Below are 13,300 nucleotides of genomic sequence, written 5' to 3'. Positions count from 1 at the left end.
ATGAAAGCACTGACATATATAACATTAGGAATTATTGGCGCCGCTACTATAGCCGCTACAAAGCCCGAAACCCCAACCAGACTTGAATTTGATGCGCCGGGAAGTTATCCTGAAGGGATTGTTTTTAACATGGCTGCAAACGTATATTATGTATCCTCGGCAAGGCTTGGAAGCATCGGAAAAGTCACTCTCCGGGGAGCATATACTGTACTACATGCAGATACTACGCTAAAATCTACCTACGGACTAAAAATTCATCCCGATGGGAAAAGTTTATTCGCCTGCGTGTCTGACGCGAACTATAGTAAATATACCAATCCGGCTACCCGGATGAAAATGGCCAGACTGATCAGCATAGACCTGAAAACAGGTAAGAAAAATTCTGATACCGATCTTTCTATGCTGGTACCAGGTAAGCATTTTGCCAATGACCTTGCATTCGATAATATGAAGAATGCCTATGTCACAGACAGCTTTGCAGGGGCTATTTATAAGGTTACACCCGATGGCAAAGCTTCTGTATTTGCTAAGGATGAAATGTTTAAGACCCAGGGAGTAGGCCTTAACGGCATCGTATTCCATCCGGATGGATTCCTGATTGTGGATAACAGTGCAAAAGGCCAGCTGTATAAAGTTGACCTGAAGAACCCAACGAATGTGAAAAAGATCATGACAGACCAATTCTTTCTTGGAGCAGACGGTTTGCTGCTTACAGACAGGAATACGCTGACGATGGTAGTTAACGGAGGAGTTGATAAGATCTTTAAGCTCAGCAGTACCGACAATTGGGCAACTGCTAAAATTATAGCATCTACACAAGTGGAAGACAGGTTTACCTATCCTTCTACAGCAACACAGAACGGTAACGACATTTGGGTAATGAATGCACAGTTTAGCCAGCTGCTGGATAGTAATGCTGTGCCCGTAAAAACATTTGCCCTGCAAAAGGTGAACTATAAACCTCTCTGAAGCCAGGGGGGGGGCAAAACCACCTTTCGTCACATTTTTTAGCCATCCCGTCACATTTATCAGCAGGAGGATTCCAGCTGGCGTATCATTGTTTTATTTAAGATCATAACTTATCACCGGGAACAAATTCCCTTAAATTAAAAACAATGAAACCGTATTTACTTCTTCTGCTTTGCTGCTTCAGTTCAGGCTTGTTTGGACAAACTGTACCTGAGCCTGCCTCGCGACAGGACTTCATCATGGAAAATGTTGAGTTCGAAAGTGCCGGGATAACTCTGGCGGGTACTATCTATAAACCAGGGCATCCGTATGCAGCGTTAGTCATCGTACATGGTTCTGGCCAGGAAACAAGAATGCTGAAGATGGCGTCACTTTTGGCAGAGAAAGGCATCGCAGTATTGACCTATGATAAACGCGGAGTAGGAAAATCAGGAGGGCTGTATGCCGGGCCGGAAGTTGGAACCAACAACGTTGATTCTTCCAATCTAAACCTATTGGCTTTAGATGCAAGCGCCGCTTCTAAAGTACTGTTGACACATATGCCGTCCAGGCATCTCCCATTAGGATTAATGGGTTTTAGCCAGGCTGGATGGGTAATTCCACTGGCCGCAAAAAAGAATCATAAGATAAGCTTTATGATATTGTTTAGCGGACCAGTGGTTACAACGCTGGAGCAGCTTCGGTTTCAATTTTATACGGATGGAAATTCTAAATTTTGGGATACGCACACTGAAGCTGAGGCAAGGGCGCACATACAGAACGATGCTGACCGGTATCAATTTACCGGCACTGATCCGCGTGATGCACTCAGTACATTATCGATGCATGGACTCTGGATTTTTGGAGGAAAAGACATCCAGGCCCCGGTGGGTTTGTCAATAGAACACCTTAATGAATTCAAAGCAAAAGGCAAGCCCTATGAGTACCTTTTGTTTCCGGAGTTAGGGCATAACACTGCCTTTTCGAAATCGCAGCAACCGGTTAATATTGCTATAGAATGGATAAAAAATATTGGTATAGATAGCGGCAAGAAACACAGATATTAATGTGAATTTATGTATTTGTGAGCCTGTTTAAATGAGTATGGCGATCAAATAAGCAGGGTAGGGCAGTGCTTTATTGTTAGATGTATATAAATATTTTCGGTACTAATAAAGGTGTATAGTTCGTTAAAAAGGCAAAAATAAGCAAAATATACAAGTGATATTAATTGATTATTATATTGTAAATCAGTATATTTATAGTTTTTATATTAATCGATTATTTAGTTATTGATATTTTGTTGTAAATATGTATAAACTTATCTTTTAACTGGATATATTCAGATCTAAAGTATGGTTAACTTTAGATATAAATATGAAAGAATATATCTTACTATAGACAATATATATCAGTTATTCCTTAACTAGAGTAAACAAATCCTTTCTTCCATCTTTGTTCGCAATCAATAACCCTTTGCTCTTCAAAGAAGAAAGTACGCCTCCGATTTGTGTAGCAACTTTAGTAGCATCAGTATCATCATAAACTGCAATAACTTCTGCTATATCTTCCTTCGAATATTCTTTTTCTGCTTCATTCAGTACAAAAGATATCTTCTCATTCAGTGTTAAGTTAGCATGATATTCCGCAGGTACGACTAATAAAGGATGTTGTTTTGCTGTGGATTTTGGTTTCTCTGTTTTAACGCCTAGTGCTACTAAAGCAGCGCTGAGGCTCTCCATAGTTTTCAGGTCATTGTCCACATCTTTCTGAGATTCTTTCCTAACTTTATTGGCTTGTTGTATCGCTTCTTTATATGCTGATTCCATTTCATTTTGCTTAACAGCAACTGAACTTTGTAATGCAAGTATTTCACTTTTGATGATTTCGGCAATTTTGTTTGTAGGTTCCATGGTATCTGAATTTTGCTTCAAGTATAGCAAATATTTATCATACTCAGCTCATCTTTTGCCTCGGAAGGTTAATATCCTGTGCCTGCGGATAAGGGGCCCTGTTGGTCATACTTATATCCTCCTTAATATTCTGATGTGCCCTAAACTGCCGTTCATCGGAATTGGAAAATCTGGGATCAGGAATGAAAGGCATCTTCGCCATCTTTACAACCGTGACCGTGGGAAAGTGATAATCTACCTCCACATTGCCCAGCAACAAATAGCATCCGCCACCCTGAAAAGGATATTGCTTTAGACTGTTGGTGAAATGTGCAGTGTCAAACAATTCCCCTTCTGCATCTATCCAGGTTCCAAAAAACATGGCGCCCATTTTGGTGGGTACGTGTTTCCTGGAGATGAGGTAAGCGATCATTTTTACCTGTTTCTTTTGATAGCTCACGAGGTCCTTCGCCATTACATCACCGCGAAACTTCGTTTGCAGCAAATCAAAAGGAGAGCAGGAGACAGGGAAGGAGAGCAACTCAATCTCATCAAATGCATCTTCAAACATGGACCGTTCCAGTACCGGCAGCTTATAATCCTTGACGGGCTCCCGGATCAGCATCAGCCCCCGGTTCTCCGGTTTAAAGTTCAGCAGGATCAGACGGGCGATCACCAGCAACTGGTTCTTCGTTTTCCCGGTAAACCTGAATGCCCCGATAAAAATCAGGATCTGGATACCCTCAATCCCTATCGGCACGCGGTTAATAAAATCCTCCAGGGAGATGTATAGCCCGTCCAGTTCCCTTTCCTCAATAATCTGCTGCGCCAGTTTAGACTGCAGGCCGTCAAGGTGCATAAAACCAAGGTAAACATCGATCCCATACAAGGTAGCGGTGTATTCACTTTTGTTAACACATGGATTCAGGATTACCGCACCACACATCCTTGCCTCATGTACATATACCTCAGTGCGGTAAAAACCGCCCTGATTATTGATCACGGCTACCATGAACTCAATAGGAAAATGTACCTTAAGGTACAAGCTCTGGTAACTTTCTACAGCATATGATGCAGAATGCGCTTTACAGAAAGAGTATCCTGCAAAGGATTCAATCTGACGATAGATCTCAGCGCTTAGCTTTTGCGGATGGCCCTGCTGCTCACAGGAGGCAAAGAAATTGTCCTTCACCTTTTGCAGTGCCGCTTTGGATCTTCCCTTGCCGCTCATGGCCCTGCGCAAAATATCCCCGTCTGCTGCGGGCAGGCCGCCATAGTACAGGGCAATCTTGATCACATCTTCCTGGTAAACCATAATCCCGTAAGTTTCACCCAGCTGTTCCTTAAATACCGGATGGAAGTACTCAAACTGATCAGGGTAGTTATGCCTGAAAATGTATTCCTTCATCATACCACTCTGCGCAACGCCGGGACGGATAATAGACGAGGCCGCTACAAGTATTTTGTAGTCATTACATTTCAGCCGGCGCAGTAATCCCCGCATGGCAGGGCTTTCAATATAGAAACAGCCGATGGTTTTGCCCCTTTCCAGATAAGTATTGCACCTGGCCTCGTTGAGAGAAATTGCGTTGTTCCTGATGTCTACCCTTAGGCCCTGGTTTTTCTCAATCAGCCTTACGCTCTCATCAATATGACCTATGCCGCGCTGGCTGAGAATGTCAAACTTCTCAAAGCCAATTTCTTCGGCCATATGCATATCAAATTGAACGATAGGAAAACCCTTTGGAGGCATCTCCAGCGTGCTGAAGTTGGTGATCGGTTCTTCTGAAATAATGATCCCGCAGGAGTGCATGCTGCGCTGGTTGGGGTACTTCTCCATCATCTGCCCATATTTATGTACCTGATCTACCACAGAGTTCGTATCATGCAGGTGCATGGGATTGATGGCCAGAGCATCCAGTTCTTCCTTGGGCAGGCCAAAAACTTTTCCTACCTCTCTCAGGATAGACCGGTACTTAAATTCTACATTGGTGCCGCAGAAAGCCACATGATCCTTACCATAGCGGTTAAAGATGTACTCCAGGATCGTGTCACGCTCCTTCCAGCTCCAGTCAATATCAAAGTCAGGCGGGCTTTTCCGGTTCAGGTTGAGGAACCGCTCAAAATACAGATCCAGTTCCAGCGGGCAAATTGCGGTAATGCCCAGACAGTAACTTACAATACTGTTGGCCCCGCTGCCCCGGCCAATATGCAGGAACCCCATGCTGTTGCTGTACCGGATAATATCCCAGGTGATGAGAAAGTAACCGCTGAATTCCAGCTCGCCAATGACCTTCAGTTCTTTTTCTACCCTCGCCTTTGCTTCAGCATTGGTACCATATTTCTGTTTCAGGCCATGATAAGACAGGCTGCTGAGCAAATCCATATCGCTCTGCTTGTCACGTGTGTAAAACTTTCTGTTCCTGGGTGTGTCAAAATCAAATTTGAAATTGCATTCTTCAACAACCTTTTGGGTATTCGCCAGAATCTGGGGATAGTCTTTGTAACGATCCAGAAGGCTGTCCTGTGGCTGCATAAACTCGTTCGTTTTACAGTAATCATCTTCGGTAAGTTTTGAAAGGATCACATTCATATCTATCGCCCGGAGGATTCTGTGCAGGTTATACTCCTTTTTAGTACGGAAAGTAACGGGCTGAAGGACCACCATCTGATCAAACAAGGCAGACCATTTAGCATGGTACAGCAGCAATAACTGCTCAGGCCGGATGCCCACATATTCATTTTCCTTCAAAACAGCAGGTACATTTTCTATTGGATAGATCACCGTTACCTGTTCAAATGAAGGCGCAGAAAGCGGAAGGGGAGTACCGTCAAAGTTATGCCCGGTGAGAAAGCGGTTCATCTCGCCAAGGCCGTCTTTGTTTTTTGCCAGGCCGATATAGCGAAGCCGGTGATTATCTCTGAATTCAATTCCAACCAGGGGTTTAATGGGAAGATCTCCTGGTTCAAGCTGCAGATCAGAGCAGGCTTTGATAAACTCATAGATTCCGGTAACCGTATTCACGTCTGTTAAAGCCATGGCAGTAACTTTGTTGGCGACAGCCTGTTCGATTAATTCTGGCAGGGGAATAGTGCCATAGCGCAGGCTATGGAAGGAGTGGCAGTTCAGGTACATGCTATTTCGATTTAGGTTTGGTATCCAGACCAGCGCAACGCACAACGGCATCGGCACCAAACCTGACTTTCATTTTGTCCATTGCCTGATACAAGGCCATCATCTCTACGGTGTCTTCAAATATGTTGATCTGATACGTTCCCCGGACCAGCCCGCTCAGCTGAATGCCCACTAACCGCAGGCGCATCCGCCGTTTATAGAGATTCCGGAACAAGTCCATGACCACTCTGCTAAGTGCATGATCTGCCGATGTGTAAGGCACCCTGCATTGCCTGGTTTCAGTATCAAAGTTTGCATATCTTATTTTTACAGTTATCGTAGAGGTAAGCCATTGCTCGGAGCGCAGCTGGAAAGCCAGCTTTTCTACCATCCCTAACATCAGCGATTTCAGCCTGGGGATATCTATCGTATCCTGATCAAAAGTGTGCTCCTTTGATATAGATTTCCGTTCCCTGTAGGGTTCTACGGGATTATTGTCTATCCCATTGGCCTTTTTCCATAGCTCCAGCCCATTTTTTCCGATCATCTGCTGCAGCACATCCGCAGGCATTTCAGAAAGCGTCCGGATGTTCCTGATCCCGATGCGGGACAGCAGGTTAAAGGTTACATCGCCCAGCATGGGGATCTTGCGGATAGAGAGCGGGTTGAGAAACTCACGGACCATGAGTTCAGGGATTTGCAGGTTCCCGTTAGGCTTGCCCTCCCCGGTAGCAATTTTAGATACGGTTTTGTTTACTGACAGCGCAAAGCTGATGGGCAAGCCTGTTTCTTTGGTGACAGACTGTGATAGCTCATTTGTCCATGAATAGGCCCCATAAAATTTGTCCATCCCGGAGATGTCCAGATAAAACTCATCAATACTCGCTTTTTCCATCACCGGGGCCTTTTCCTCGATTACTTTAGTCACATCATGGGATAATTTTGAATACAGTTCCATATCTCCCTTGATTACTTTTGCCTGCGGGCAAAGCATCATGGCCATCTTGATGGGCATTGCCGATCTCACACCAAAATACCTTGCCTCATAGGAGCATGAGGCCACTACGCCGCGGTCGCCACCACCAATGATTAGCGGTACACCTGTTAATTGTGAATTAGTTAGCCTCTCACAGGATACGAAAAACGTATCCAGGTCCATATGTACAATCGCCCTCTCCATAGTATCAAATTATATTTTATTTGACAAAATTGCTATTATATTTAGTATTTATGTATATTTTTGATGCTATAAATATTAGCAATGTCTATCCTGTCAGAAAATTTACGGTATTTGAGGGCGCAGAAAAAATGCTCCCAGCAGCATGTGGCTAACGGACTGATTATTAGCCGCGGGCGGTATGCCAAGTATGAGGATGGAAAGTCTGAACCTCCGCTGGATATCCTGAAGCTGATTTCCATTTACTTTAAGGTAAGTATTGACTTTCTCATCTCTGCAGATCTTAGAAATGTGCCGGAAGGGGACCGGGAGCTTGTTTATTGCTATCCGGGACGAATATCCAACATTACTTAGCTCTCCTTTGCCAATTTATTTACAGTATAGGACAGCTTAGGTTGTGCTTTGGATTGCTGCCTTGTTTCGGGCGTGTTCCGGGGGTGTCAAAGGGGTATTGCTTCGGCATTTACCCGAACCAACCCCCCATCAACACCCTATTAAAAACGAACCAGAACCGGACCAGCGTAAACCACAATTTGTGTAACAACCAAAGCCGGCCTGTGTCCAATTCTTAAATTAAAAGATATAGTTAATTTAAAATTCAAGATCATGGCAAGAGCTAAAAAGGGTACCGAAGGCTTTCGGGGAAAAATAGGAAACACAGTTATTTATGATTTAAAAGGACAACTGGTTAAACGTTTGATTGGAGTTAATTTAAATGAGCCTACTGATAAACAGATGGTGGGCAGACAGCGGACATCTCTTGTTACCGCCTTATTGAGGCCGGTTAAGGAATTTATACGAATTGGATTCGATGTGGAAACCAGAAATACGCTCTTAAGTCCTTATAACAAGGCTACATCGGTTAACAGATTCAATGCAGTTAAAGGTGTATATCCGGATCAGCAGATCGATTTCAGCAAGGTTGAATTCAGCAGGGGCAATATGATGGTAGATCCGGAGATAGGTGTGAGAATCATAGAAACTGGATTGGAATTTTACTGGAATAAAGATTTTGCTGCCCGGGGAATAAAATGGAATGACGGTGTCATGGTAATGGCCTACATACCTGAAAAGAGAGATGCCTACTTTCAAATTAACGGAGCCAGGAGGAATGAAGGAGTAGAAAAGCTAGTGTTGCCCAGGTTCAATGAGACTGTCAGGATAGAAACATATGTGAATTTTATTTCTGCTGACCACCAAAGTATTTCAAACTGTACCTATACGGGGCAGGTGATGTGGTAACTTTCAGTTACATATCAAAATTTAGAGATTAATACCATTTTACTTAAATATTAAACAATATTTGTATTAATATTATTGTTTATCGATATTATGATTGTATTATTTCTGATATTATTGAAAATATTTTTCTTTAAGTAGAGGTTTAATGGTATATTAAATGTGTGAACGGCGCAGGCGATTGGGATATAACAGGTTAATGTCTCTGTACAATGCTTAGAAAAATATTGGAAAAAATTGAATCCCTTATTCAATTGTTAACAACTGTCGCAGAATTGCTTAATCAGCTAACTGTTAATACTTCTAACCTTCAAACCATCCCATCACCGGGGGGATTGCATCCGCCCAGGTTTCTGTCCATACAGGAGGCGGCCAGTAGGTACTGCTTTTCTACCAAAACATTCAGAAGATGGATACAATCTGGCAAGATCATCCCAACCACTATTGGCGGTAGGGATTATTTTGAAGAAAATGCCCTGCGTGAATACATTGTCAGCAATGGCTTTGCAAAACACAAAGGCTGCGGGTGCAACTAATATTTTGCTTCATGCTACGATTTGTAATTTTCCCGGAACCGGTGATTATCGGCCGACTTTTGCACTGAATTTTGGCCGTATATGTCCATTTGCTGGACAAACGATAGACACGTTTGGACACGTTTAGACATTTGGCTCAATCTGTTATGTAATTGTTATTTAGTGTATTACATTCGTTTAACAAGTCCAGTACTACCGGTAGAAAAGACTTGAATTAATCAATTTTTTAACAATTTAAATTTTAAAGTTATGGCAATTGTAAAGCCCGGAATCGTCGGAAATTTCAACGGAAAAATCGGCGAAGTAGTTCTTTCCAGATGGAAAGATGTTAATGTGGGAAAAAGTACTCCCAGAAAATCCACAAAGCTGGCGTCACTTAATCAGCTTGATCAGCGTTTACGCTTTGGACTGGTGACCAAATTTTTTCGTGGTTTATCTAAAGTAATTTCAATTGGTTTTCAGAATGAATCCACAAACCAAACGAAAATGAACGCCGCAGTGAAGTACCACCTGGACAATGCCGTTACGGGTATGTATCCTGATTATGCATTGGATTATACCAAGGTCATCTTTAGCGATCCTAACCCAATAAGCAACATTAGTACTGGCATCACAACAACTGTTGTTTCTCAGGCAGATGCCACGTTTAAAGTTAGCTGGCTAAATATAGACCGTGCTTACGGAAATACACTGCCAACGGACCTTGCCCATTTTGTGTTCTACAGCATCACCAGGAAAAAATATATCCTTTATTCAGGTGCTGCAAGAAGAAGTGATCTCACTTATTCGGTAGAGTTCCCCCGGATTTTTACTGGTGACACTATTCAGGGCTATCTGTTTTTTGTTTCAGAAGATGGTAAGTCAGTATCCTATACTGACAATTTGGGGCAGAATAAATTACTGCCTTAAAACCCAAAACACCCGGCGGAGCACATCGCCCGCCGGGTAATTAATCAATCTGTTTAAATCTTTTAAAATATTACTATATGACAATTTTATCAAAAAGGGTGATTCCTGATCGGATCAGGAATTTGCCGAAAGTACCCTCCGTGCCCATTCGCCGTGGTCTGAAATTTATTCAATGGCAGCCGGCAATTATTTTAATACTGCTGTTATTGGTCTGGTTTCTTGCACCTGGCTGGTTACATATGATGGATGAAACTGCAGGTATGGTAGACCAGAGCATCTGGCTGCTGATCATGCTCAGTCTGATCTGTTTCTTAATGATTGCCGGTTTATGCTGGTGGCTGTTGCAGCAGTATTGGCTTTTTGCGGGCCTTCCCTCTTTATCGTCCATGGTTTCACAGTTTAAATCTTTAATGTTATGGCAACAACTCGTCTTTTACTGGGCATCCTTTGCTCTTCTTTTATTGGCGGCTTTGGTGTGCTTAAGTGCCATCTGTTAGTACAAAACAAGACTGCGATTCATGTAGTAGTTAGAGAACAGAGCTGCCGTATAAGGTTGGTAGACCTCGCCATCGCAGAAATTGGAATACGAGAAAAAACCGGTAAGAATGACGGTAAAAGGGTAGAGGCCTATCTGTCTGTTGTAAACCTGAAAAAAGGCCAGCCTTACTGTAGCGCCTTTATCAGTTGGCTGTTTGCACAGGAGGGCTTTGCCAGACCCCGTTCCGGCTGGTCTCCGGATCTTTTCCCCTCATCCCGGCTTTCCAGGTATGCGTTGCCAGCGAATATTATCGGAATTTATTTTCCAGACCTGAAACGGATAGCTCATGTGGGTATTATTGAGAGATTAAATGACCAGTGGTGTTACAGCATTGAAGCCAACACCAATTTGGACGGCGGCAGGAACGGAGATGGGGTGTACCGCAGGGTAAGGCATTTAAAAACCATTTACAGGATTTCAGATTGGGTAAGTCCGGAAAGGAGAGTACCATGAGAACCTCTCTGTATGGATTGCCACTGGTAATCTTATCTAGCGGATGCAGCTTATTTAAAAATACCAGTACAGCTATTGAGAATTCACATCAGCTGTCATCAACAGAGAAAGAGCTGAAGGTTATACAACAGAAAGATTGGTTGAGTAAGTCTGAGGGCGTTGCTTTTTATCAGGATACCGGCTCCCGGAACTATGCCATTCAAATCTGGCCTAAAGGCAATTTTACTTTTTCCCCTGGAGCGGGATTCAGCGGCGAAGCAGAGAAGATCCTGGTTGAAGGTAATATCAAAAAGGCAACGTTGGCAGCTGGAATGTACAACATTGAGCAGCAGGACAAAGGAAAAGCAGAAAGCCGGGTGTCTGAAAAGAAAAAGCAAATTTCAGATGAGCACCTAAAAAGCAAACGAAGTTTACCGTCCTGGAAATGGATGTTGACAGGTGTGGCGATGTTGGCTGTCCTGTGCTGGTTTACCTATCGGAAAATAACAGAAAAATTCAATTATTAGATTTTAAGAACATGAAAAGAAAAAATAAAAAGAAGGCATATGGATGGTCTTTGATTGGTTTTCCGTTAGGAAAAAAAAGAATAAGAAAGCCTTTGCTGAAAGACCCAACTGAGGTGCAGGCCCTGCACAGGGCTAAATTTGGGCTGGCAACTTCATTTGCGTCTAAAATAAAAGAGGCGGCACAAATTGGGTTTACACAAGGTTCAAAAAAGAAACCGTACACCTGTTTAAACATGCTTACCGCTATTATTTTAAAATATGCAATTGTCGGCAGCATGGTGGAAGATGTCAGTCTTTATTATCCAACGGTAGCGGTAAGCTCAGGTTGCAGGGATCATGTATTACGCCCGTTGTTAAGGCTTGAACCCACAGGAACAGGCGAATTAGAATGGGAAATTTATGTCCCCGACCCGCAATTTGCTGACTCAGCTGATCAAATTTATCTACTGATTTACAACGAAACTAAAGATGAAGTGATTCATTCTGGCTATGCAGGCCAGCGTTCAGATCTAAAAGTAAAGTTCGAAATGGTGCCATTTGAATACAACGACGCTTTGCATTGCTGGGTTTTTGTAAAGTCATGCACTAATGACGATGTATCGAACAGTAGTTATGTGCACAACGTAATAATTGCATTGTCTTAATTAACCTCCCGGGAGCGTAAACAGATGCTTCCGGGATTTCAGCCACTCTTCATTAAACCTTTGTCCGCCATAGAAAGATAACCTCGTTTGGTCATTATAATATGATCATACAGGTATATATCCAGTAAATGAGCACCATCCTGTATTTTTTTAGTAAGTCTGATATCCTCCTCGGAGGCTACAAGTTTGCCACTGGGATGGTTATGTGCCATTACTATTCCGAAGGTGCCTGCTTTCAGTGCAGTTGCAAAAATGAGCTTTGAATCGGCAATAGTGCTTGAAATCCCGCCTGAAGAGATATCCGCCAGTCCAATGACCTGAGAACATCCATTCAGCAGTAAAATTTTGAACTGCTCCTGTAATTCTATCGTATTTGGGTCCCAGTTTTTCTTCAGTATTTTGTATACGTCTTCAGAACCGTGAACCGTAACCCGATCTGAAGCCTTTACTCTTGGGCGGTAGCTTAATGTAATCTGAGGTATTTTTGACAATGGAGAGGCGATTGATTTCATTTTTCTTTGATGGCTTGACGGATGCATAAATACATGATCATTTATTCCGGATGATTTACCTTTTGAAAGTAAAGGCATTTGCCGGTCGCTTTGTAATATTGGTCTTTCGCTGTGTAGTAATTCTATCTTCTGCTTCATTTTGATTTAATTTATTTCCTCAAAGTGACTAGTTTTACCATTTCTAAACCATTCTTGAACTGACTATTTCATCTATAAAAAGGAATATTTAAGAGTTTAAAATAATTTAAACGATTATATGTTAATATTATATTTATTTTATTTCTCATATTAGGTAATTGTGTTACATTTGGAAACTTAATTGAATCAATATGGACACAACTAAAAACATCAAAACTATGATACATGAAGGTAAAAATGTGCGCCGTTTCCGCGAAATGTTAGGTTATAATCAACAAGCCCTTGCTTACGGCCTGGGCGAGGAATGGAGCCAAAAAAAGGTTTCACTTTTGGAGTCGAAAGAAAAGATAGAAGAAGAGGTTTTGGCTGAAATAGCAACATTTTTAAAAGTTCCTGAAGACGCAATCAGAAATTTTGACGAACAAGCTGCTATTTATAATATTCAGCACAATTATGAAGGTTCAAATCAAGGTGCAGGGCAAATTAACTCCGGGCATTCTAATTCCGGTTCTTATTATGAATGTACTTTCAATCCTCTGGATAAGTTGCTTGAAACTGTTGATGAACTGAAATCACTTTATGAGGCAAACAAACTGCTTTACGAACGATTATTGCAAAGTGAACGAGACAAGGTAGAGCTATCGAAATCAAAAGATTGAGCATTCTATGGAGATCAGCAAGGCATACGATGCA

15 protein-coding genes are annotated in these 13,300 nt (G+C 42.3%); 10 read left to right on the top strand and 5 right to left on the bottom strand.

Translation table 11 applies throughout. The features are described 5' to 3' along the window. Together BLW16_RS08365 and BLW16_RS08360 are read left to right on the top strand one after the other, a co-directional pair. Positions 1-969: a gluconolaconase gene (locus BLW16_RS08365; RefSeq protein ID WP_090556164.1), complete on the top strand. Its 969-nt coding sequence runs from the start codon at positions 1-3 to the stop codon at positions 967-969. Positions 970-1,115: 146 nt separating this feature from the next. Next, the gene (locus BLW16_RS08360) at positions 1,116-2,015 is read left to right on the top strand and encodes an alpha/beta hydrolase family protein (RefSeq protein ID WP_090556084.1); all 900 of its coding nucleotides are present in this window, start codon (positions 1,116-1,118) and stop codon (positions 2,013-2,015) included. A 348-nt stretch (positions 2,016-2,363) separates the two neighbouring features. On the opposite strand, the gene BLW16_RS08355 is transcribed toward BLW16_RS08360, so the two are convergent. From BLW16_RS08355 to dinB, 3 genes are read right to left on the bottom strand one after another with little or no spacing between them, the layout of a single operon-like run. Further along, entirely contained in the window at positions 2,364-2,861 is a 498-nt protein-coding gene (locus BLW16_RS08355) for a hypothetical protein (RefSeq protein ID WP_090556083.1), read from the bottom strand. A gap of 43 nt (positions 2,862-2,904) precedes the next feature. Continuing rightward, positions 2,905-5,976: a DNA polymerase III subunit alpha gene (locus BLW16_RS08350; protein WP_090556082.1), complete on the bottom strand. Its 3,072-nt coding sequence runs from the start codon at positions 5,974-5,976 to the stop codon at positions 2,905-2,907. A gap of 1 nt (position 5,977) precedes the next feature. Beyond that, positions 5,978-7,135: a DNA polymerase IV gene (dinB, locus tag BLW16_RS08345; protein ID WP_090556081.1), complete on the bottom strand. Its 1,158-nt coding sequence runs from the start codon at positions 7,133-7,135 to the stop codon at positions 5,978-5,980. 81 nt (positions 7,136-7,216) lie between these two features. Between dinB and BLW16_RS08340 the strand changes: the two genes are divergently transcribed. The 4 genes from BLW16_RS08340 to BLW16_RS08325 all read left to right on the top strand — a co-directional run bounded on the left by BLW16_RS08340 (position 7,217) and on the right by BLW16_RS08325 (position 9,816). Further along, complete coding sequence (locus tag BLW16_RS08340; protein WP_090556080.1) at positions 7,217-7,486, top strand: helix-turn-helix domain-containing protein; 270 nt, start codon at positions 7,217-7,219, stop codon at positions 7,484-7,486. A 252-nt stretch (positions 7,487-7,738) separates the two neighbouring features. Next, on the top strand, positions 7,739-8,374 hold the full coding sequence (locus tag BLW16_RS08335) for a DUF6266 family protein (protein ID WP_090556079.1): 636 nt from the start codon (positions 7,739-7,741) through the stop codon (positions 8,372-8,374). A 209-nt stretch (positions 8,375-8,583) separates the two neighbouring features. Continuing rightward, the gene (locus BLW16_RS08330) at positions 8,584-8,907 is read left to right on the top strand and encodes a helix-turn-helix domain-containing protein (protein WP_090556078.1); all 324 of its coding nucleotides are present in this window, start codon (positions 8,584-8,586) and stop codon (positions 8,905-8,907) included. Positions 8,908-9,156: 249 nt separating this feature from the next. Beyond that, positions 9,157-9,816, top strand: a complete 660-nt coding sequence (locus BLW16_RS08325) for a DUF6266 family protein (protein ID WP_090556077.1) — start codon at positions 9,157-9,159, stop codon at positions 9,814-9,816. 169 nt (positions 9,817-9,985) lie between these two features. Here BLW16_RS08325 and BLW16_RS23220 read toward each other — a convergent pair whose 3' ends face one another. Then, the gene (locus BLW16_RS23220) at positions 9,986-10,204 is read right to left on the bottom strand and encodes a hypothetical protein (RefSeq protein ID WP_175470518.1); all 219 of its coding nucleotides are present in this window, start codon (positions 10,202-10,204) and stop codon (positions 9,986-9,988) included. A gap of 27 nt (positions 10,205-10,231) precedes the next feature. On the opposite strand from BLW16_RS23220, the gene BLW16_RS08315 reads away from it, so the two are divergent. From BLW16_RS08315 to BLW16_RS08305, 3 genes are read left to right on the top strand one after another with little or no spacing between them, the layout of a single operon-like run. After that, the gene (locus tag BLW16_RS08315; RefSeq protein ID WP_245735177.1) at positions 10,232-10,807 is read left to right on the top strand and encodes a C40 family peptidase; all 576 of its coding nucleotides are present in this window, start codon (positions 10,232-10,234) and stop codon (positions 10,805-10,807) included. Then, the gene (locus tag BLW16_RS08310) at positions 10,804-11,313 is read left to right on the top strand and encodes a hypothetical protein (protein WP_090556076.1); all 510 of its coding nucleotides are present in this window, start codon (positions 10,804-10,806) and stop codon (positions 11,311-11,313) included. The genes BLW16_RS08315 and BLW16_RS08310 overlap by 4 nt, the downstream gene beginning before the upstream one ends. A gap of 11 nt (positions 11,314-11,324) precedes the next feature. Then, on the top strand, positions 11,325-11,957 hold the full coding sequence (locus BLW16_RS08305; protein ID WP_090556075.1) for a DUF6266 family protein: 633 nt from the start codon (positions 11,325-11,327) through the stop codon (positions 11,955-11,957). Positions 11,958-11,995: 38 nt separating this feature from the next. On the opposite strand, the gene BLW16_RS08300 is transcribed toward BLW16_RS08305, so the two are convergent. Then, positions 11,996-12,607, bottom strand: coding sequence for a JAB domain-containing protein (locus BLW16_RS08300; RefSeq protein ID WP_245735176.1), 612 nt, complete (start codon positions 12,605-12,607; stop codon positions 11,996-11,998). Between the two features lie 191 nt (positions 12,608-12,798). Between BLW16_RS08300 and BLW16_RS08295 the strand changes: the two genes are divergently transcribed. Continuing rightward, complete coding sequence (locus tag BLW16_RS08295; protein WP_090556074.1) at positions 12,799-13,266, top strand: helix-turn-helix domain-containing protein; 468 nt, start codon at positions 12,799-12,801, stop codon at positions 13,264-13,266. Positions 13,267-13,300 lie beyond the last annotated feature (34 nt).

Origin of the sequence: Pedobacter hartonius (assembly GCF_900107535.1) — a bacterium.
Classification (GTDB): domain Bacteria; phylum Bacteroidota; class Bacteroidia; order Sphingobacteriales; family Sphingobacteriaceae; genus Pedobacter; species Pedobacter hartonius.
This window is presented reverse-complemented; position numbering and strand designations above follow the sequence as displayed.